The sequence below is a fragment of the Amycolatopsis ponsaeliensis genome, assembly GCF_030182635.1.
GTDB lineage: Bacteria > Actinomycetota > Actinomycetes > Mycobacteriales > Pseudonocardiaceae > Amycolatopsis > Amycolatopsis ponsaeliensis.
The window spans coordinates 270,509-291,016 of record NZ_JAPZLD010000006.1; the positions used below are offsets into that span (position 1 = coordinate 270,509).

Here is a 20,508-nt window from a genome sequence, read left to right on the forward strand (position 1 = left end):
ACACTGAGGCCGCCGCGCCCACCCCGCTCGACCGTTCGTCGTAAGCCGACTGCCGTCCGCCGCTTGGCTCGCGGCGACTGGAACGTTGGGGCGAAGACCTTCGGGCCGAAAGGTTGCAACTCAACGTACAGGCGGCCGCACCCGCCGCTGTCGTCTTGTCGCAGCCTTGAAATCCTCGTAGCTTTTTCACCTGTACGGGCCTTGCGCCCCGCTCCCCAGCCCCAGCAGGTAACGCACCGGTCCCAGGAGGCCTTGCCATGAACAGCGTCCACACCCCCGCACAGGCGATCACCGAGGCCACCTCGTCACCCAGCGAAATCGAATTCGTGCCCGGAACGCGTGTGACCGCGGGCACAAGGGTTACCCGGGGTACACGCGTCACTCGGGGTACACGCGTCACGGCGGGAACGCGCGTCACCATGGGCACCCGGGTGACAGCGGGGACACGGGTCACGCGCGGTACCCGGGTCACCCGGGGCACTCGCGTCACGATGGGCACTCGAGTGACGGCCGGCACGCGTGTCACCTGCGGCACCCGCGTCACGCGAGGTACGCGGGTCACCCGCGGCACGCGCGTCACCATGGGGACCCGCGTCACCTGCCAGAGCGACTACGCGCTCGCTGCCTGACCGCTCGTTCAAGGCCGTACGCACTACCTGAACACGCGCAAGCACCCGGCTCGCCCCGGCCGCCGCAAGGCAGCCGGGGCGCCGTTATGTCCGGGGCTCCGTCAGCTCGTGAGCGTCAGGCTGCGGAGCCCAGATACGGACGCCAAAGCGGATCGGCCTCCTTGGAGTGCGCGAGCAGCCGCCAGTGCGGGCCGTGCGGAGCACGCGGGACGACGCGCAGGCGCCAGCCGATCTCCGAGAGCAGCCGGTCCGCCTTGCGGTGGTTGCACTTGGCGCAGCAGGCGACGCAGTTCGTCCAGGCGTGGGGCCCGCCCCGGCTGCGCGGGATGACGTGGTCGATCGTCTCGGCCCGCCCTCCGCAGTAGGCGCAGCGGTACCGGTCGCGGTGCATCAGCCCGGCGCGGGTCAGCGGCACCTTGGCCCGGTACGGCACGCGCACGTACGTGCTGAGCCGGATCACCGAGGGCACGGGCAGCGACACCTTCGCCGAATGCAGCTCGATGCCGCCCGGATCGCCGTGCACCACTTCGGCCTTGCCACACATCACGAGCACGACCGCGCGCCGCAGCGGCAACGCGGTCAACGGCTCGAAAGTGGCGTTGAGCAGGAGCACCCGGCGCCGGCCCCAGGCCGGGGCTGCCGGATCCCGGCCTCTACTACGCTGTCCGGGCGGGCGGGTAACTCCCCCTGGGCGGTTCCCCGGCCCGGCCGGGACGGCTCCGCCGGATGCGGAACCCCCCGGATAGGCGCGCAGGACCACCTCTGGCGTCTCGGCGGCCATGGCTTGGCCGGAGACGCCGCGGGGGCTGGGTTGTCGGTCTGGCACTCGACCACCTCCAGGGGCGTAGGCATAGTCGACCACAGAACAGGCCCCCAGCGCACGTGTGTTACACGACGTGTCACATCCGCGCGACCCAACATCCACTTACAGTTGGGCTCACCGACCTGATCGGAAGGATGATCGAACTCCCGTGTCCCCCTTGCTCACCGCCGGCCAGACGCCGTGCATCAACGACGCGTCCACCTTGTGCTTCCAGGTGTACAAGGCCACCGGCAACGAGTGGCTGTCCGGCTCGACGAACTGGCTGCTGACCAAGCCGCTGAAGATCCTGATGATCGTCGTGATCGCGTTCGTCGTGCGGTTGCTGATCAGACGGATGATCAACCGGGTCACGACGCTGCCCCGAGGCAGCGGGAAGCTCCCCGCGCTGCTCCGCCCCCTGCGCGAGCGCGCCCCTGAAGTGCTGGGCTCCGCCGTGATCGAACGCCGCCGCCAGCGCGCGCAGACCATCGGCTCGGTGCTGAAGTCGATGGCGACGTTCCTGATCTACGGTCTCGCCTTCATCCTCGTGCTGGGCGAGCTCGGCATCAACCTGGGCCCGATCATCGCCTCGGCCGGCATCATCGGCGTCGCGATCGGGTTCGGCGCGCAGAACCTGGTGAAGGACTTCCTCTCCGGCATCTTCATGATGGTCGAGGACCAGTACGGCGTCGGCGACGTCGTCGACATCGGCGAAGCGACCGGCACCGTCGAGGCGGTCGGCTTGCGGATCACCACGCTGCGCGACGTCAAGGGCACGGTCTGGTACGTCCGCAACGGCGAGGTGCTGCGCGTCGGCAACTCGAGCCAGGGCTTCGCGGTCGCGCTCGTCGACGTCCCGCTCGGCTACACCGCCGACGTCGAGCGCGCGTCCGCCGTGCTCGGGGAGGCGGCCCTGGCCGCGACCGAGAGCGACGCGCTGAAGGACAACATCCTGGAGCCCCCGGAGATGCTGGGCGTGGAGAGCGTGACCCCGGAGGGCCTCCAGCTGCGCCTGACCGTGAAGGTGCGGCCGGGCAAGCAGTGGGCGGTCCAGCGGGCCCTGCGCGGCCAGCTGCTGGCGGCCCTGGAGGAGGCCGGCTTCGAGCCCCCGCTCGGCCGGTTGTTCCCGAACTCCGCCCCGGTGGCCGAGAAGAAGTAGTGCTCCCGCGGCCGGGCCGTGAGATGTCTCACGACCCGGCCCGCGTGGTTACGCTGGGAAACGGGTTCGCGACCTTCCGGCGAGGAGCGGGACCGGGCGTCGGGAACCCGCACCCGGAAGGCAAAATGGAAGGCGTGTCTGCAGTGAGCGAACCGGCGAACCTCTACGAAGCGGTGGGCGGCGAACCCACGTTCCGCCGGATCGTCGCGCGCTTCTACGAAGAAGTCGCGCGAGACGAGATCCTGCGCCCGCTCTACCCCGAGGAGGACCTCGGGCCGGCCGAGGAGCGCTTCCGGCTGTTCCTCATGCAGTACTGGGGCGGCCCGCACACCTACTCCGACCGGCGCGGGCACCCGCGGCTGCGGATGCGGCACGCGCCGTTCAAGATCGGGCCGATCGAGCGCGACGCCTGGCTGCGCTGCATCCGGATCGCGGTCGACGAGGAGAACCTCGAGGAGCCCTACCGCGGGCAGCTCTGGGCCTACCTGGAGATGGCCGCCCACAGCATGATGAACAGCTTCGTCTGATGAGACCCGGGCCCGGCTGGTGGCGGGATGCCGTGTTCTACCAGGTCTACGTACGCTCGTTCGCCGATTCGGACGGCGACGGCGTCGGAGACCTGGAAGGCATCCACTCCCGGCTCGGTTACCTGGAGCTGCTGGGCGTCGACGCGCTGTGGCTGACGCCGTTCTACCGCTCCCCGATGGCCGACCACGGCTACGACATCGCCGACCCGCGTGACGTCGACCCGATGTTCGGCACCCTCGGCGACTTCGACGTGCTGCTGACCGAGGCGCACAAGCGCAACATCAAGGTCACCGTCGACGTGGTGCCCAACCACACCAGCAACCAGCACGCCTGGTTCAAGTCGGCGATGGCGGCCGCGCCGGGCAGCCCGGAGCGCGACCGCTACATCTTCCGCGACGGCGTCGGCCCGAAGGGCGAGGACCCGCCGAACAACTGGGTCAGCGCGTTCGGCGGGCCGGCGTGGACGCGGGTGCCGGACGGGCAGTGGTACCTGCACCTGTTCGCGCCGCAGCAGCCGGACCTCAACTGGGCCAACCCGGAGGTCGCCGCCGACCTGGAACGCACCCTGCGCTTCTGGCTCGAACGCGGCGTCGACGGCTTCCGCATCGACGTCGCGCACGGCATGGCCAAGCCGCCCGGCCTGCCGGACATGGACCCGCGCGCCGACGCGCTCGGGCCCAGCCACTACTACGACCCGCGGTGGGACCACGACGGTGTCCACGAGATCCACCAGATGATCCGCAAGGTGCTCGACGAGTTCCCGGAAGCGATGGCCGTCGGCGAGATCTGGGTGACCGACGAGGAACGCCTGTCCCGGTACCTGCGGCCCGACGAGCTGCACCTGGCGTTCAACTTCCGGCTGGTGCTGACCCACTTCGACGCGGACGCGATGCGCACGGCCATCCAGCGCTCCCTGACGGTGCCGGCGAAGGTCGGCGCGCCCGCCACCTGGACGCTGGGCAACCACGACGTCTGGCGGCAGGTCAGCCGCTACGGCGGGGGCGCCGCGGGCGTGCGCCGCGCGCGGGCGATGGCGCTGGTCGAGCTGGCGCTGCCCGGCACGGTCTACCTGTACAACGGCGAAGAGCTCGGCCTGGCCAACGTGGACATCCCGGCCGCCGAGATGGCCGACCCGCGCGCGAAGACCAGCGGGGCCGAGTTCGGGCGGGACGTCTCGCGGGTGCCGCTCCCGTGGGAAGGCGACCTGCCGCCGTTCGGGTTCTCCCGCAACCCGCGGACGTGGCTGCCGATGCCCGGCGAGTGGGCCGCGCTCACGGTCGAGAAGCAGATCGAAGACGCCGGCTCGACGCTTTCGCTGTACCGGCAGGCGATCGAGCTGCGGAAGACGCATCCGGCGTTCGACGGCGACGAGCTGGAGTGGTACGGCGCCCCGGCCGGCTGCTTCGCGTTCCGCCGCAAGAGCGGCGGCCTGGTGTGCGCGCTGAACACGTCCGCGAGCCCCATCGCGCTGCCGCCGGGCGAGGTGCTGCTGAGCAGCAGCCCGCTGGTGGACGGGAAGCTGCCGGCGGACTCGGCCGCCTGGCTCGTTTAGAGCGGCACCCACCGGCCGGGCTTGGCCACTTCGGCCGCCTCGGGTGCGGGGCCGCGCGCGATCTGGTTGACGCGCTGGTGCGACAGCCCGAGCAGGTCGGCGATCGCGCGTTGCGAGATCTGCCCGTTCAACGCCGACACCAGGCGCGCGCGGACCCCTTCGCGCCACTCGGCCACGTCCTCGGCGATCCGGTGCGCCTCCTGGTACTGCAGCACGAGTTCGGTCGCGTCCGCGTCGTCGAACTCGTAGCGCCACCGGAGGTGGAACCGCTCGGGCGGGAGCGCGGTCAGGTTCGCGATGATCTTCCGCATGCCGGGGTCGACGTCGACGAACTGCTTGAATTCACCCGCGGCGCCGTCGAGTCCGTCGGTCACCTTCGCGGTCCACACACCGGCTTCGCGGGTCACGGCCACGGTGAACGCCGGGAACCTCATCAACTGGCTCACCTCCGGGAAGGCGCGGACTGTAACCAATCGGTCACGAGCCTGTCAACCGCTCTGGTCGCCGGAGCCGTCGTCGAAGGCGCCGCTCGCCAGCCACGCCACGAGCGCCGCGGCCTGGAGGTAGGGCGCCGCTTGGGCGGCCGCCCGGCCCGCCGCTCGCGTGCGGCCCCACCTCTCAGGACGCTCGGCACGCTCCGGCGCCTGCTCCCCCGGCGGACGCTCGCGACGCCAGGGCGTCTCCTCCTCGCGGACTTCGTCGAGGAAGTCCGCCGTCGGGTCGTCGTCCGGGGGCATGTGCACCAGCGTGCCACCGAAAACCGGCGCACGCCCGCGACACAAGGATTCCGTAATCAGAACAGCAGCGGCAGCAGCGCGTGCCGGCGCCGCACGATCGCGCCGTAGCGCGCGTCCAGGCGCAGCCACGAGTCCGTCGCCGTCACGCGGACCACGTCGCCGTCCACGTCCGAATCCACGAACCCCATGCCGGACATCGCGAACAGGCAGCGCATCTGGACCTTGACCTCGACCGTGCCGCCGCTGACCGTCAGCACCGCCTGGTCCATCAGCGACGCCGGCGGGTTGCCGTGCGGGCCGGCGTTGTCGCGCGCCAGCGTCACGCCGCGGTCGGCCAGGTCCGACACCACCCGGGCGGGCAGCTCGTCGACCAGCTGCCACGGCCCGGACGGCGGCAGCTCGCCGTGCCACAGGAGGTCTCGGGCCGGACCCGGGTCCATCCGCGGCCCTCCCGCCACCGTCAGCGCCGCCAGCAGCTCGTTGCCGGACACCGTGACGTCGCCGGGCGTGACGTCACCGGCCACCGCGCGCGTGGCCAGGCACTCGAACGGCGTCGCCGTCCAGGCCTCGACCACGCCGTCGCCGCGCTGCCGCAGCCGGACGGCCGTCTGGCCGTCCAGCCGGACCGCGCGGGCGACGAACGCACCGAGGGTCTCCCGGTCCGCCGCGTCCGGCACGAAAAGCTCAGGCATCCGCGAACCCCTGCTTCAGAAACTCCGACTCGGGCGGGCTGAGCCTACGCGGCCGCAGCGCGACCGTGTCGTACGGCGCCAGCACCGTCTCCGCGGTGACCGCGACCGGGTCGGATTCGGCCGGCCCGGTGTGCACGCGGTAGACCAGCCGGAAGCTCGCCGCGCGCAGCTCCGTCAGGTCGATGTCCACGCGGAGCTCCTGCCCGGACACCACGATCGGCGCCTTGTAGGCCACCTCCAGCTTGACGACGACGATGCCCTTCGGCAGCTCCTCGAGCCCCGCCTCGACGGCGCCCTTGAACAGCAGCGGGATGCGTGCCTCTTCGAGCAGCGTCACCATCTTCGCGTGGTTGATGTGGCCGTAGACGTCCATGTCCGTCCAGCGCGGGCGGACGTGCGCAACGTAGGTCACCGCACCGTGCTCCGGATCTGCCGGGCCGCCACCGAAAGCGTCGCGAGGTCGAGCCGGCCGGACTTGGTGATCTCGTCCAGCGCGACGCGGGCCCGCTGCAGCCGGGACGCGTTCGTCTTCTCCCACTGGGCGATCTTGGCGTCCCCGCTGCTGCCCGGGTCGCTGTGCTTCAAGGCGTCCAGCGTGATCGCCCGCAGCGAACCGTAGACGTCGTCGCGCAGCGAAAGCCGGGCGAGCGCGTGCCAGCGGTTGCCGCGTTCGAGCGCGCTGATCTCGGTCAGCATCTTGTCGACGTCCAGGTGTGCCGACAGCGCGTAGTACAGCTCCGCCGTCTCCGCCGGGCTGTGCGGGGCGTCCACGCCGACCTGCTGCTCGGCGAGCTCGGCCACCTCGGTGACGTCGAGCAGGCCGTAGGTGTGCAGCAGCAGCGAGACGCGGCGAGCCAGCTCCTCGGGCACGTTCGCGGCGATCAGCTCTTCCACGTGCTTCTGCACCGACTCCGCCTCGCGGCCGCGGAGCAGGTCACCGATCTTCGGAACGAGCTTGCCCAGCACCCGGCCGAAGCGCTTGATCTCCGACAGCGGCGCCAGCGGCTGCGGGCGGTTGGTGAGGAACCAGCGCGCGGCCCGGTCGAGCAGCCGCCGCGTCTCCAGCACCATCGCGTCGGCGACGTCGGTGTGCACGACGTTGTCGAGCGCGTCGATCTCCGCCCACAGGGCCGGCAGGTCGAACACCCGCGTCACCACCGCGTACGCGCGGACGGCGTCGGTCGCCGTCGCGCTCATCTCCTCCATCAGCCGGTAGACGAAGGAGATCCCGCCGCCGTCGACCACCTCGTTGGCGATCATCGTGGTGATGATCTGGCGCTTCAGCGGGTGCTCGCCGATCGCGTCGGCGAACCGCTCGCGCAGCGGCTTCGGGAAGTACTCGGACAGCCGGCCGGCGAACACCTTCGAGTCGGGCAGGTCGCTGGCCAGCAGCTCGCCCTTCAGCTCCAGCTTGACGTGCGCGAGCAGGGTCGCGAGCTCCGGTGACGTGAGGCCCTTGCCCGCCTTCTCCAGCTCGCGGAACTCGGAGTTGCTCGGCAGCGCTTCGAGCTTCCGGTCGAAGGCGCCCGCGGCCACCAGCGCCTGGACCTGGCGCGCGTGCACCGACAGCATCGGCGCGGCGTGCGCCCGGCTGACGCCGAGGACGGCGTTCTGCCGGTAGTTGTCGTCGAGCACCAGCGCGCCGACCTCGTCGGTCATCTCCGCCAGCAGGTCGTTGCGCTGCGCCTCCTCGAGCTTCCCGGTCGTCACCAGGTGGTCGAGCAGGATCTTGATGTTGACCTCGTGGTCGGAGCAGTCGACGCCGGCCGAGTTGTCCAGCGCGTCGGTGTTGATCTTGCCGCCGGCGCGGGCGAACTCGATCCGGCCCAGCTGGGTCAGGCCGAGGTTGCCGCCCTCGCCGAGCACCTTGACGCGCAGCTGCTTGCCGTCGACGCGGATGGCGTCGTTGGCCTTGTCGCCTGCCGCGGTGTGGGTTTCGGTCTCCGCCTTGACGTAGGTGCCGATGCCGCCGTTCCAGAGGAGTTCCACCGGGGCCAGCAGGATCGCCTGGATCAGGTCCATCGGCGCCAGCGCGGTGACCCCTTCGTCGAGGCCGAGGGCTTCGCGGACCTGCGGGCTGATCGGGATCGACTTCGCCGAGCGCGGGTAGATCCCGCCGCCCTCGCTGATCAGCGAGCGGTCGTAGTCGTCCCACGAGCTGCGCGGCAGGTCGAACAGCCGGCGGCGCTCGGCGAACGTCGAGGCCGCGTCCGGGTTCGGGTCGAGGAAGACGTGCATGTGGTTGAACGCGGCGACGAGCCGGATGTGCTCCGACAGCAGCATGCCGTTGCCGAAGACGTCGCCCATCATGTCGCCGATGCCGACGACGGTGAAGTCCTCGGTCTGGGTGTCCTTGCCCAGCTCGCGGAAGTGCCGCTTGACGCTCTCCCAGGCACCCTTCGCCGTGATGCCCATGGCCTTGTGGTCGTAGCCGACCGAGCCGCCGGAGGCGAACGCGTCGCCGAGCCAGAAGCCGTACCGCGCGGACATCTCGTTGGCGATGTCGGAGAACTTCGCGGTGCCCTTGTCCGCCGCGACGACCAGGTACGAGTCGTCGGCGTCGTGCCGGACGACGCCGGGCGCGGGCACGGTCTTGCCCTCGATCCGGTTGTCGGTCAGGTCGAGCAGGCCGGAGATGAACATGCGGTAGCAGGCGATGCCCTCGTTGAGCTGGGCGTCGCGGTCGATGCTCGCGTCGCCGGTCGGGGCCGGCGGCATCTTCACGACGAAGCCGCCCTTCGCGCCGACCGGCACGATCACGGCGTTCTTGACCGCCTGCGCCTTGACCAGGCCGAGGATCTCGGTGCGGAAGTCCTCACGCCGGTCCGACCAGCGCAGGCCACCGCGCGCGACCTCGCCGAAGCGCAGGTGCACGCCCTCGACGCGCGGCGAGTACACGAAGATCTCGAAGCGCGGCCGCGGCTCGGGCAGGTCGGGCACGCCGGCCGGGTCGAGCTTGATCGCCAGGTAGGTCCGCGGGGCCCCGTCGGCGTCGGTGACGTGGTAGTTCGTCCGCAGCGTGGCCTGGATGACGGCCATCAGCCGGCGCAGGATGCGGTCCTCGTCGAGGCTGGTGACCTCGTCGATCATCGCGCTCAGCTCGCTCGCCAGCGCTTCGGTCGCGGCCTCGCGGTCGGCGTCGCCCAGCTGCGGGTCGAAGCGGGCCTCGAACAGCCGCAGCAGCTTCGTCGCGACCTGGGTGTGGTTCAGCAGCGTGTTCTGGATGTAGTCCTGGGAGAACGCGCTGCCGGCCTGGCGCAGGTACCGCGAGTAGGCGCGCAGCACGGCCGCCTGGCGCCAGGTGAGCCCGGCACGCAGCACCAGGCCGTTGAGCCCGTCGACCTCGGCGTCGCCGCGCCAGGCAGCCTCGAAGGCGTCCTGGAAGCGGTCGCGCAGCGCCGTAATGGCTTCGGCGTCCGGCTTGGCCATCACCTTCTGGTCGATGCGCAGGCCGAAGTCGTAGATCCAGCACGCGCCGCCGTCTTCGCGGTGCAGCTCGTACGGCCGCTCGTCGACGACCTCGACGCCCATCGCCTGCAGCACCGGGAGCACCTTCGACAGCGTCACGCCCTCGCCACGCAGGTAGAGCTTGAACCGGCGCTCGCCGGGCTCGGCGTCGGCGGGCAAGTAGAACGACAGCGCGAGGTCGCCCTCGTCGGTCAGCGAGTCGAGCGCGCGAAGGTCGGCGAGTGCCTCTTCGGCGGAGAAGTCCTCCCGGTAGCCCTCGGGGAAGACGCTCGCGAAGCGCTGGCCCTGCTCGGTCGCCGACTCCTCGCCGAGGACGCCCACGGCGACGCCGCCGTCCGAACGCTCACGGCGTTCGTCGAGGACCGCCTCGACCATCCGGTCGTCCCAGCTGCGGACGGCGTCGTTGAGCCGGTCCTGGATGCGCGGGGTGTCCAGCTCCAGCCGGCGCGTGGGATCGGTGTGCACCATGAAGTGCACCTGCGCGAGGACGGTCTCGCCGATCCGCGCGCTGTACTCGAGCTGGGTGCCTTCGAGCTCTTCCAGCAGGACTTCCTGCATCGCCAGCCGCGACCGCGTCGTGTAGCGGTCCTGCGGGAGGTAGACGAGGCAGGAGTAGAAGCGGCCGTACGGGTCGCGGCGCAGGAACAGCCGTAGCCGCCGGCGGTCCGACAGCGTGATCGCGCCGGTGGTCGTCGAGTACAGCGAGTCGGTGTCGGCGGAGAACAGGTCGGCACGCGGCCAGTTCTGCAGCACCTCGAGCATCCGCTGGCCGGAGAACGACTCCATCGGGAACCCGGCGCGGTGGATGACCTCGCGGACCCGCTTGCAGACCACCGGGATGTCGAGGACGTTCTCGTGCAGCGCCGTGGTGGTGAACATGCCGAGGAAGCGGTGTTCGCCGGTGACGTGGCCTTCGCCGTCGAAGGTCTTCACGCCGACGTAGTACGGGTAGACCGGCCGGTGCACGGTCGAGGGTGCGCTCGCCTGGGTCAGCACCAGCAGCGTCGGCGAAAGCGCGGACGCGGCGGTGTCCGGGCCGGCGGTGAGGCCGCGGGCGGCCAGGCTGTCCTGGCGCAGCACGCCGAGCCCGGAAGCCAGCACGGCGCGCAGGGCCGGGTCGTCCGAGTCCGGGTGCGGGTTGTCGACCAGTTCGTAGCGGCGGTAGCCGAGGAACGTGAAGTGCCCGTCGGCCAGCCAGCGCAGCAGGCGGGCGCCCTCGGCGACTTCGGCCTGGGGCAGCTTCGGCGGGTCGGTTTCCAGTTCGCTCGCGAGCTGGCAGGCCGTCTGGGCCATCTTCTCGGCGTCCTCGACGACCTCGCGGACGTCCCCCAGGACGCTGGAGAGGCGGTTGTCGAGCTCGCGAGCCCGGTTCGGATCGGTGACGAAGTCGATCTCGATGTACATCCACGACTCGGCGGCCGAGTTCGCGGGCGGCTCGCCCGGGTCGGCGTCCGGATGGACTTCCTGGAGCTCGCCGGTCAGGTCGCGGCTGACGACGACGATCGGGTGGACGATCCGCTGCACCTGCACGCCGTCCCGGGCGAACTCCGCGGCGATCGAGTCGACGAGGTAAGGCATGTCGTCGGTGACGACCTGCACGACGGTGGCTTCGCGCGCCCAGCCGTCTTCGGCGACGGTGGGGTTCAGCAGCCGCACGGCCGGGCGGCCGGGCATCCGGGACTTGGCGAGCTGCAGGTGCGAGCGCACCGCGCCGACCAGGTTGACGGGCTCGTCGCCGACGATCTCTTCAGCTGGGATGTGCCGGTAGTAGAGCCGGATGAGCTCCCCGATCTCCGGCGCCAGGCCGGCGGCGGCGTCGATCAGGTCGTCCCTGATCTGCTCCGGGCTGGCCGGGGAGCGCTGACCGAATTCGGGTTCGGTGTCGGCTCCGGTTCCGGGTAGGGACGAGACTCCGGTCGAGCTCATTTGAGGCAACTCTCCAGTATTCGTGAGATGGCACCACGCCGGTTCGGCGTTGAACCGGACTACCCCACACTAATGCGCCGCGATCGGGGATCACATGAAGACCCGGGGGTTCCCCAGACCCGGAAAACCCTTCCGGGCCAGCGATTTCGCGTGATCGGTCAAGCTACTGACGGGTTGCGTTCGGAGGGTCCGCGCGGCGCTGACCAGCCGGGCTCGGCGGGCGTTACCCGACGTAGAGCCAACATGATCGGTTCAGCTGAGGTCCGGCGGAGCCGTTCGGCGAAGGGTGTCGGCCGGTCGGCGACGCCGGAGTGCGACGGACGCCACTGTCCGCGGGGCTCCGACAGGTCGGCGACGAATAGGGGGGTCTCGCCGACGCGGGGCCCGCTGGGGTGCGGTGCGGGGTGGGCGAATCCGGCAATTCGGCGACGGGTCCGGGTTCGGCGCGGGGGCTTCGCGGGGTGAAACGAGGACGGCCCGGTGGGCTCGGGAGGGTTCGCGGGCTCGGTGCGGGCTCGGCACCGGTGCTCTGCCGACGTCTTGTATGAGTCATTCAGGACGTCGCAGGTCTTGAATGACTCATTCAAGACACCTGCCGAGCCGGGACTCGGGCTTGGTCAGTCGCCCGAGCCGTGGCGGCGGGAGTCCGGGACCTCGGCTCCGTGACCGTTGCGGCCGTGGCCGTTGCGGCGGCCCGTGTCCTTCGATCCCAGCTGCTTGACCAGCGCCGCCGCGCTCGCGGTGCCTGCCTGGTGCTCGGCCAGCGCGCGGGCGAGCAGGTCCGCGAGGCCCGCGTCCGGCGGGGGCTCGTCTTCCGCGATGGCGCGCGCGTAGCTCTCCGGGAACGGGGCCGTCGCCGGGGTCCAGTGGCCGAAGTCCTCCATCGGCTCCAGGGACGGCGGCATCCGCAGCCGCGGGAGCCAGGGCTCGGCTTCGTCGCGGTAGTCCGGCACCGACGGCGGCTCGTCCTCCGGCCGCGGCGGTGGCGCCAGCTCCGGCTCGGCGCGCTCCCGGCGCGGGCTGTCGTCGGCGCGGCTGTCGGCGTCTTCGGCACGGCGACGACCGCCGCTCGCGCCGGCCGACGACGAGATGCCCAACCGGTCCAGCACCGACTGGGCGGCCTCGGAACCGTGCTCGGCGTCGTGGCGGGTCGAGGGCTGCGGTTCGCGCCGCGGCTCCCGCTCGGCGGCGGGCTCGGGCGCGAGCGGCAGGGCCGGCGTGATGCGCGTGGGCGCCGACTCGCGTTCGGCGGCGGTCTCCCGCAGCCGCGCTTCGGCCAGGGCCGCCCACGAGAACTTGGTCTTCTCGATCTCCCGCGGCGCAGGTGGCTCGGGAGCGGCGGCCCGGGTCTCGGCAGGTTCGGCCCGGCGCTCGGGCGCAGTGCGGACTTCGATCGGCTCGGCGGGAACCTCGGGCGCGCGCCGGCGTCCGGACGGCTGCGCTACGGCGGGTTCCGGCGTGGCCGGGATCGGCCGCGCCTGACCGGGCGACTCGCGCCGCCACGGCGGGTCGACGGGAGCCGACCGCACCTCGATGGGCGCCAGCTCACGCGGCGGGGGTTCGACGGACTCGGGCCGGCGCACCGGCTCAACCGAAGCCGACCGCACCTCGATCGGCTCCAGCTCACGCCGCGGAGGATCGACAGACTCAGACCGGCGCACCGGCTCAACCGAAGCCGACCGGACCTCGATGGGCTCCGGCTCCCGACGTCCCGCCGGCTGAGCCTCGACCGGCTCCGGCCGCCGCCGCTCGACGACCACCGGCTCCGGGCGCACGCGGGGCTCCGCGGGCTCGTCCCGCACCGCCGGCATCAGCGATGTCTCGGCCGCGTCGGCGGTCACGCGCGGCCGTTCGAACGACCACGCGGGCGCCGGCTGCCGCGGCTCGGGCTTCGGGGTCTCCTCGCGGCCGAACGACCAGCCCGGCGTCCGCAGCGAAGGCTCGGGGGCCGCCACCACTTCGGCCACGACCGGGACCGGCCGCGACGGCACCGCCTTCAGCACCTCGTCGAGGTCGACCGACGCCGGCTCCCCCGTGCCGAACTCGCCGGCCAGCACGCCGCACGCCTGCCGCCGGGCCCGCGCGTGGAGCTGCTCGGCCGCGCGCGAGCGGTACAGGCACGCGATGGCTTCTTCAGGCTGCCCGAACCGCTCCTCCAGCTGCGCCAGCTCCAGCCACAGCCGCGCGGTGATCGCGGACAGCCCGTGCCGGTCGGTGCTCGCCACGGCTTCGCGGACCAACTCGATCGCCGCTTCGCCCGAACCCGAGGACAGGTGGATCCGGGTCGCGACGGCCAGCCGCAGCCAGCCCATCGGCGCGACCCCGGCCGCCCGCACCGGCTCGGCGAGGATCGGCTCGGCGATCTCATACGCCATTTCGGCGTCGCCGCGGTCGAGCAGCGTGCTCACCAGAAGCAGCACGAGCCGGATCCGGACGAGCCCGCCGTCGTCGGCCGGGTTGTCGAGCTTCTCCAGGAAGCCCAAGCCGGTCCGGGCCGCGTCGGCCGCCGCGGTCAGGTCACCGTGCCGACGCCGGTGTGCGGCCGTGCCCACGCGCAGCAGCGCCCGCACCAGCAGCTGGGTGTCGGCACCCAGGGACTCGTCGCCGAGGACGAGCTTGTCCGCCTCGACGAGCGCCCGGTCCAGCTCGGCCTTCCGGCCCAGCAACCCGAGGCAGCCGACGAGGTGGGTCAGCGCGGCGGCGCGGTGCACCGGCGAGACGACCGGATCGGTGAGCACCGGCCGCAGGGCGGCGAGCCCGGTCAGCGGCACGCCCAGGCTGCGGGCGCACACGGCGAGGTCGATGCGCAGCCGCGCGGCGATGTCGCCGTAGCCGGCGTGCTCGGCCGCGCGCAACGCCGCGACCGCCCGCCCGACCGTGCTCGGACGTTCGCCGAGCCGGACGCGCGCGGACACGACCAGGCTCTCGGACCGGATCCACTGCTCGTCGGCGCCGGCGGCCTCGGACAACGCGGCCGCGCGCTCACCCAGGACGAGCGCGAGCTCGGGCGCCCGCAGGTGCAGGGCATCCGCCCGCTCGATCAGCCGGCCTACTGCGGAGAGGGTTCCCCCGGCATTGGCGGCGCGCCCGCTCTCGTGGGAGAGCGGGCCCGTCCGGTGCTGCTTGCTGGCTTCCACGGGGAAACCCGCCCCCTCAGTCGCGGGTCAGCTTGCGGTGGGTGACACGGTGCGGGCGGGCGGCCTCGGCGCCCATCCGCTCCACCTTGTTCTTCTCGTACCCTTCGAAGTTGCCTTCGAACCAGAACCACTGCGAGGGGTTCTCGTCGGTGCCTTCCCAGGCCAGGATGTGCGTCGCGACCCGGTCGAGGAACCACCGGTCGTGGGAGATCACGACGGCGCAGCCGGGGAACTGCTCCAGCGCGTTCTCCAGCGAGCCCAGCGTCTCGACGTCCAGGTCGTTCGTCGGCTCGTCGAGCAGGATCAGGTTCCCGCCCTGCTTGAGCGTCAGCGCCAGGTTGAGCCGGTTGCGCTCACCACCGGAGAGCACGCCCGCCGGCTTCTGCTGATCCGGGCCCTTGAAACCGAACGCGCTGACGTATGCGCGCGACGGCATTTCGGTCTGGCCGACGTGGATGTAGTCCAGCTCGTCGGAGACGACCTGCCAGACCGTCTTCTTCGGGTCGATCCCGCCGCGGTTCTGGTCCACATAGGACAGTTTGACCGTCTCGCCGATCTTGACCACGCCGTCGTCCGGCTCCTCGAGCCCGACGATGGTCTTGAACAGCGTGGTCTTGCCGACGCCGTTCGGGCCGATCACGCCGACGATGCCGTTGCGCGGCAGGTCGAACGACAGGCCGTCGATGAGGACGCGGTCGTCGAAGCCCTTCTTGAGCTTCTCGACCTCGACCACGACGTTGCCCAGCCGCGGGCCCGGCGGGATCTGGATCTCTTCGAAGTCGAGCTTGCGGTGCTTGTCCGCCTCCGCCGCCATCTCCTCGTAGCGGTCGAGCCGCGAACGGGACTTCGTCTGGCGGGCCTTGGCGTTGGACCGCACCCACTCGAGCTCGGACTTCAGCCGCTTCGCGAGCTTCATGTCCTTCTTGCCTTGGACCGCGAGACGTTCCTGCTTCTTCTCCAGGTACGTCGAGTAGTTGCCCTCGTAGCCGACGACGCGGCCGCGGTCGATCTCCATGATCCACTCGGCGACGTTGTCCAGGAAGTACCGGTCGTGGGTGACGGCGAGGACGGCGCCGGCGTAGCGGGAGAGGAACTGCTCCAGCCACAGGACACTCTCGGCGTCCAGGTGGTTGGTGGGCTCGTCGAGCAGCAGCAGGTCGGGCGCCGACAGCAGCAGCTTGCACAGCGCGACGCGGCGGCGCTCACCACCGGACAGGTGCGTGACGCCCTCCTCGGGCGGCGGGCAGCGCAGCGCGTCCATCGCCTGCTCGACGGTCGAGTCGAGCTCCCAGGCGTCGGCGTGGTCCAGCTCCTCCTGGAGCTGGCCCATCTCCTCCATCAGGGCGTCGCTGTAGTCGGTCGCCATCAGCTCGGCGATCTCGTTGTAGCGGTCGAGCTTGGTCTTGATCTCGCCGAGGCCCTCCTCGACGTTCCCCCGGACCGTCTTCTCCTCGTTGAGCTCCGGCTCCTGCATGAGGATGCCCACGCTCGCACCGGGCTGGAGGAACGCCTCGCCGTTGCTGGCCGTCTCGATCCCCGCCATGATCTTGAGAACGGTGGACTTACCGGCACCGTTCGGCCCGACCACGCCGATCTTGGCGCCGGGGTAGAACGCGGTGCTGACGTCGTCGAGGATGACCTTGTCCCCGACGGTCTTGCGCACCTTCTTCATGGTGTAGATGAACTCGGCCATACCGACGATCGTAGAGCGCACCTGATCGCGACCCGACGCCGGTCACCGTCGGACTACCGAAAGTCAGCCCGGGGTCACCGAAACCGTCGTTTTGCCCGGCTCCGGACAAGGCTGAACCTCAACCGGAAGTCGAGACTCAGTCGGCCCGCTTGCCGTCGGCGAGGTTCTTCAGCATCGCGTTGTAGGCGTTCAGCTCCTCGTCGCCGGTCGCCGCTTCGCGCCTGTCTCGCCGCTTCGCCTCGCGCTCGTCCTGGCGCGACCACTGCACCAGCAAAGCGATCAGCACCAGCAGCACCGGGAGCTCGCCCGACGCCCAGGCGATGCCGCCGCCGAGCCGCTGGTCGGTGAGCAGGTCGGACACCCACGGCAGGTGCAGCTGGCCGTAGAACGCCTGCCCGATGACGGTCTGGGTGCTCATCAGGATCACGCCGAAGAACGCGTGGAACGGCATCGCGGCGAACATCATGCCGAGCCGGCCGAGGTACGGGATCCGCCGCGGCGCCGGGTCGACGCCGATCACCGGCCAGTAGAAGACGTACCCGGCGAGCAGGAAGTGCGCGTTCATCGCCAGGTGCGCCCAGTGGTAGTTCAGCGCGTTGTCGAACAGGCCGGAGAAGTACAGCGCGTAGAACGAGCCGACGAACAGCAGCAGCGCGACCACCGGGTGGGTCAGGAACCGCGACACCGGGGAGTGCACGAAGGCGACGATCCACTCGCGCGGTCCCGGCGGGGCGTCCTTGCCCGCGGCCGGCAGGGCGCGCAGCGCGAGCGTCACCGGCCCGCCGAGGACGAACAGCACCGGCGCCACCATCGACAGCAGCATGTGGTTGCCCATGTGGACGCTGAACATCGCGGGCGCGTAGCGGCCGATGCCGGACGACGTCGCGATCAGCAGCACCACGCAGCCGACGATCCAGGAGACCGTGCGGCCGACCGGCCAGGAGTCGCCGCGGCGCAGCAGCCGCTGCACCCCGGCGAGGTACAGCCCGCCGAGCACGAGCGCGAGGGTGCCGTAGACCAGGTCGAAGCGGGTGTCGAAGAGCAGCCGCCACACCGTCGGCGCGCCGTCGAGGTTGTAGCCGATCAGCAGCTCGGTGGTGGACGGCTGGGTGACCGCGTCCGCCGGTGGCGGTGTCCTGGCCAGGCCGGACGCGATCCCGATGGTGACGAACATGATCAGGATCTCGACCGCGGCCAGCCGCATCAGCTGGCCCCCGCCCTTGCCGTCGACGAGGTCCGGGATGCCCTTCCGGCGTTGCTGGTGGCCGAAGACGCCGAGCAGGAGCAACGCGACCGTCTTGGCGACGACCAGGAGGCCGTAGTCGGTGGTGAACAGGTCGTTGAAGCCGATCCGGACCAGTGCGTTGACCACGCCGGAGATCGCCATCACGATCCAGCAGACCAGCGCCAGGCGCGAGAACCGCTGCGCGGCCAGGCTCAGGTGGTTCCCGCGCCGGTAGCCCAGTGCCAGCAGCGCGATCAGCCCGCCGACCCAGAGCGACGCGGCGACGAGGTGGAACAGCAGGCTGTTGGTGGCGACGTCGTGCGAGCCGCCGCTGGCCGAGTGCCCGGTGACCGCGACCGGCACGAGCCCGCCGACGGCCAGGAAGAACAGCACCGCCGTCCAGCCCCACGACAGCGCGAGCCGGCAGCCGAGCGCGACGAGGATCGCGATCAGCGCGGTCCACAGCCAGGCCTTCGGCTGCTCGATGGCGCCGACCAGGTCGAGCAGCGTCTGCGGGTCCAGGACCTCGCCGAACGGCTTCCCGGCGGTGTCCGCGGCGGTGAAGGCGACCGAGAGCAAGGCCGCGCCGAACCACACCCAGGCGGCGATCCCGGCCGCGCGGAGAGCGCCGTAGCCCTCCGGGCCGAGCGTGCCGGACTTCTGCGGCGGCACCAGGAACGCGGCCAGCAGCAGCGACCCGACGCAGATCACCGACGCGGCTTCGGACAGCACGCGCATGACGGTGATGCCGTACTTGGTGACCAGCCCCGGATCCGGCAGGCCGGCGATGACGTAGCCGGCCCCGCCGGTGAGCGCGATCAGCCCGATCGCGACGACGGCGGCCAGCAGCACGCCGACCGCGAGCAGGGGCAGCACACTGGCCCGGCGCTGCGTGGGGACGCCGGATTTCGTCACGGGCTCGCTGGACACGCCCCAGAGGGTATGCCCAGCCCCGGTCAGGCCCGTGTGACGGGCAGGATGGGAGCGTGAAGATGATCCTCCTGCGGCACGCCGAGTCGCTCGGCAACGTCGACGAGCTCGCCTACACGCGGATCCCGGACCACGCCCTGCCGCTGACGGAACAGGGCGAGCGGGAAGCGCTTGCCGCCGGCCCGGAGATCGCCCGGCTGCTCGGCGGCGCGCGGCCCGCCGTCTACGTCAGCCCGTACCTGCGGACGCGGGAAACGTTGCGGCTGCTGGACATCGAAGCGTCGTGCGAGCGGCTGCTGCAGGAGCCGCGGCTGCGCGAACAGGACTGGGGCAACCTCCAGGACCCGGCCGAGCAGGAGCTCCAGAAGGCACGGCGCAACGAGTTCGGGCACTTCTTCTACCGGCTGCCGTTCGGCGAGTCGGGCGCCGACGTCGACGACCGCGTCGCGGGGTTCCTCTCGGACCTGCGCCAGCGCGACGAAGGTCACCCGGACACGATCCTGATCGTCTCGCACGGGCTCACGCTGCGGTTGCTCTGCCGCCGTCTCTTCGGCTGGAGCATCGAGCTGTTCGAGTCGCTGTCCAACCCGGGGACCTGCGAGTACCGGATCCTCGAAGAGCAGGGCGGCAAGTGGACGCTGGACCGCCCGTTCACGCAGTGGCGGGACTCACCCGACGGGGAAACGCAGCTCTGACGGCTCCAGCGACGCGGTCAGCACGACGCGGGTGCCCTGGCCGGGCGCCGAGTCGATGCGCGCGGTGCCGCCGATCTCGGCCAGCCGGGCGTGGATCGAGTTCTCGATGCCGAAGCCGGCGTGGCGCGCGGCGGCGTCGAAGCCGGTCCCGTGGTCGCGCACGGACACCGTGACGATGCCGTCGTGCTCTTCGAGGCACATGACGGCTTTGCCCGTCTTCGCGTGCTTCAACGTGTTTCGCAGCGCTTCGCGAGCCGCGTCGTGCAGGGAGTTGACAACGCTCTCCGGGACGTCGGTGGGCTTCGCGAGCGAGACGAGGTCGACGCGCAGGCCCTCCGCCGTCATTTCGACGGCCAGCGCGCCGAGGCGGTGCTCGAGGCCGCCCGGCTCCGTGGGCGCGTCGCCGTCGAGGCTCAGCCGCAGGCGCAGGGCGTGCGCACGGGCGATGCGGCGGACCTGGTCGAGACTGCCCACCGGGTCGAGGCCGTCGCGGGGTGCCGGCAGCGCGAGCGACTCCATCACCTGCAGGACCGTGTCGTGCAGGTCGCGCCGGTACCGCTCCCGTTCGGCGGCGCGGCCGCGCTGCTCGCCCAGGCGGTGCGCGAACCGCATCGCCCCGGCGACGAGCATGACGATCGCCAGCGCCGTCGCGGCGGCCGCGACCAGGGCGAGCACGATCCACGTCGCGGGCGCCGACGTGCCGGACACCACGGCCATGCCGTAGCGCAGGAGCACGGCGCCGGTGATCGCGATCGCGCCGGACGGGGCGCCGCGCAGCAGCGTCCAGACCATGACCGTGCCCATGATGTTCGGCCAGGTCAGGGCAAGGAGGCCGGGTTCATGCGCGGCGAAGATCGCCGCGGCGACGCTCGTGACGAGCGTGTACGCGGTGTCGGCGGCGAGCACCGGCCGGATGCCGGTGCTGCGGTGGAAGACCCAGGCCACCTCGGCCAGGTTCGGCACGAGGTAGAGCACGATGGCGAGGCCGAGCACCGGAGCGCCCAGCGGGCCGCCGGCCCAGACCGCTTGCAGGAACAACGCGAGCCGGAACGCGACCGGCACGAGCACGAGCCTCGGCACCGCCCCTTGCACGAGCGGGATCCCGGCTCCGCCGGCGAGCGCCCCCGCGCCGCCGAGCAGCACAACCCTCACGACGTCCTCCCCGGGTCAAGGCCCCTACCCTGACCAGCCCACCTGAACTCGTAACGTCGGTGCATTCATTTCAGTTTACGACGGGCTCAGCTTGCCCCGCCCGGTTCCGCACTGTCAACGGGGCTTCGGCGATAGGGGCCGTATGGGAAAGAGACGCTGCCCGGCAGGCCACGGCTCCCGGAC

At 71.3% G+C, this 20,508-nt stretch carries 15 protein-coding genes; 5 read left to right on the top strand and 10 right to left on the bottom strand.

Annotation, left to right across the window (positions count from 1 at the left end; all coding sequences use genetic code 11):
* The first annotated feature begins 257 nt into the window (after nucleotides 1–257).
* Complete coding sequence (locus QQ657_RS12095) at nucleotides 258–629, top strand: hypothetical protein (protein ID WP_284742168.1); 372 nt, start codon at nucleotides 258–260, stop codon at nucleotides 627–629.
* A gap of 115 nt (nucleotides 630–744) precedes the next feature.
* Here the strand turns inward: QQ657_RS12095 and QQ657_RS12100 are convergent, their stop codons facing one another.
* Entirely contained in the window at nucleotides 745–1,242 is a 498-nt protein-coding gene (locus QQ657_RS12100) for an HNH endonuclease (protein ID WP_350310664.1), read from the bottom strand.
* A 358-nt stretch (nucleotides 1,243–1,600) separates the two neighbouring features.
* Between QQ657_RS12100 and QQ657_RS12105 the strand changes: the two genes are divergently transcribed.
* The 3 genes from QQ657_RS12105 (at nucleotide 1,601) to QQ657_RS12115 (ending at nucleotide 4,670) form a co-directional block, all read left to right on the top strand.
* Nucleotides 1,601–2,590, top strand: a complete 990-nt coding sequence (locus QQ657_RS12105; RefSeq protein WP_284742170.1) for a mechanosensitive ion channel family protein — start codon at nucleotides 1,601–1,603, stop codon at nucleotides 2,588–2,590.
* A 143-nt stretch (nucleotides 2,591–2,733) separates the two neighbouring features.
* Nucleotides 2,734–3,117: a globin gene (locus QQ657_RS12110; protein WP_072477289.1), complete on the top strand. Its 384-nt coding sequence runs from the start codon at nucleotides 2,734–2,736 to the stop codon at nucleotides 3,115–3,117.
* Nucleotides 3,117–4,670, top strand: coding sequence for a glycoside hydrolase family 13 protein (locus tag QQ657_RS12115; RefSeq protein ID WP_284742172.1), 1,554 nt, complete (start codon nucleotides 3,117–3,119; stop codon nucleotides 4,668–4,670). The genes QQ657_RS12110 and QQ657_RS12115 overlap by 1 nt, the downstream gene beginning before the upstream one ends.
* Here the strand turns inward: QQ657_RS12115 and QQ657_RS12120 are convergent.
* The 8 genes from QQ657_RS12120 to QQ657_RS12155 all read right to left on the bottom strand — a co-directional run bounded on the left by QQ657_RS12120 (nucleotide 4,667) and on the right by QQ657_RS12155 (nucleotide 18,478).
* Entirely contained in the window at nucleotides 4,667–5,104 is a 438-nt protein-coding gene (locus tag QQ657_RS12120) for a hypothetical protein (RefSeq protein WP_284742173.1), read from the bottom strand. The genes QQ657_RS12115 and QQ657_RS12120 overlap by 4 nt on opposite strands.
* 54 nt (nucleotides 5,105–5,158) lie before the next feature.
* On the bottom strand, nucleotides 5,159–5,407 hold the full coding sequence (locus tag QQ657_RS12125; protein WP_284742174.1) for a hypothetical protein: 249 nt from the start codon (nucleotides 5,405–5,407) through the stop codon (nucleotides 5,159–5,161).
* 56 nt (nucleotides 5,408–5,463) lie between these two features.
* Nucleotides 5,464–6,099 (bottom strand): DUF8010 domain-containing protein, encoded by a 636-nt coding sequence (locus QQ657_RS12130; protein WP_284742175.1) that lies wholly within the window; start codon nucleotides 6,097–6,099, stop codon nucleotides 5,464–5,466.
* Entirely contained in the window at nucleotides 6,092–6,511 is a 420-nt protein-coding gene (locus tag QQ657_RS12135) for an acyl-CoA thioesterase (protein WP_284742176.1), read from the bottom strand. Before QQ657_RS12135 ends, QQ657_RS12130 begins: the two co-directional genes overlap by 8 nt.
* A complete protein-coding gene (locus QQ657_RS12140; RefSeq protein ID WP_284742177.1) occupies nucleotides 6,508–11,493 on the bottom strand; it encodes an NAD-glutamate dehydrogenase in 4,986 nt (1,661 codons plus the stop codon). Before QQ657_RS12140 ends, QQ657_RS12135 begins: the two co-directional genes overlap by 4 nt.
* Before the next feature lie 617 nt (nucleotides 11,494–12,110).
* Complete coding sequence (locus QQ657_RS12145) at nucleotides 12,111–14,630, bottom strand: tetratricopeptide repeat protein (RefSeq protein ID WP_284742178.1); 2,520 nt, start codon at nucleotides 14,628–14,630, stop codon at nucleotides 12,111–12,113.
* 16 nt (nucleotides 14,631–14,646) lie between these two features.
* Complete coding sequence (gene ettA / locus QQ657_RS12150) at nucleotides 14,647–16,323, bottom strand: energy-dependent translational throttle protein EttA (RefSeq protein WP_284742179.1); 1,677 nt, start codon at nucleotides 16,321–16,323, stop codon at nucleotides 14,647–14,649.
* A gap of 136 nt (nucleotides 16,324–16,459) precedes the next feature.
* Nucleotides 16,460–18,478 carry a bifunctional copper resistance protein CopD/cytochrome c oxidase assembly protein gene (locus tag QQ657_RS12155; RefSeq protein ID WP_284742180.1) on the bottom strand — a complete coding sequence of 673 codons (2,019 nt, stop codon included), beginning with the start codon at nucleotides 18,476–18,478 and terminating at the stop codon, nucleotides 16,460–16,462.
* A gap of 56 nt (nucleotides 18,479–18,534) precedes the next feature.
* On the opposite strand from QQ657_RS12155, the gene QQ657_RS12160 reads away from it, so the two are divergent.
* Complete coding sequence (locus QQ657_RS12160) at nucleotides 18,535–19,173, top strand: phosphoglycerate mutase family protein (RefSeq protein WP_284742181.1); 639 nt, start codon at nucleotides 18,535–18,537, stop codon at nucleotides 19,171–19,173.
* On the opposite strand, the gene QQ657_RS12165 is transcribed toward QQ657_RS12160, so the two are convergent.
* Nucleotides 19,147–20,316, bottom strand: coding sequence for a sensor histidine kinase (locus QQ657_RS12165; RefSeq protein WP_284742212.1), 1,170 nt, complete (start codon nucleotides 20,314–20,316; stop codon nucleotides 19,147–19,149). The genes QQ657_RS12160 and QQ657_RS12165 overlap by 27 nt on opposite strands.
* Nucleotides 20,317–20,508: the final 192 nt, after the last annotated feature.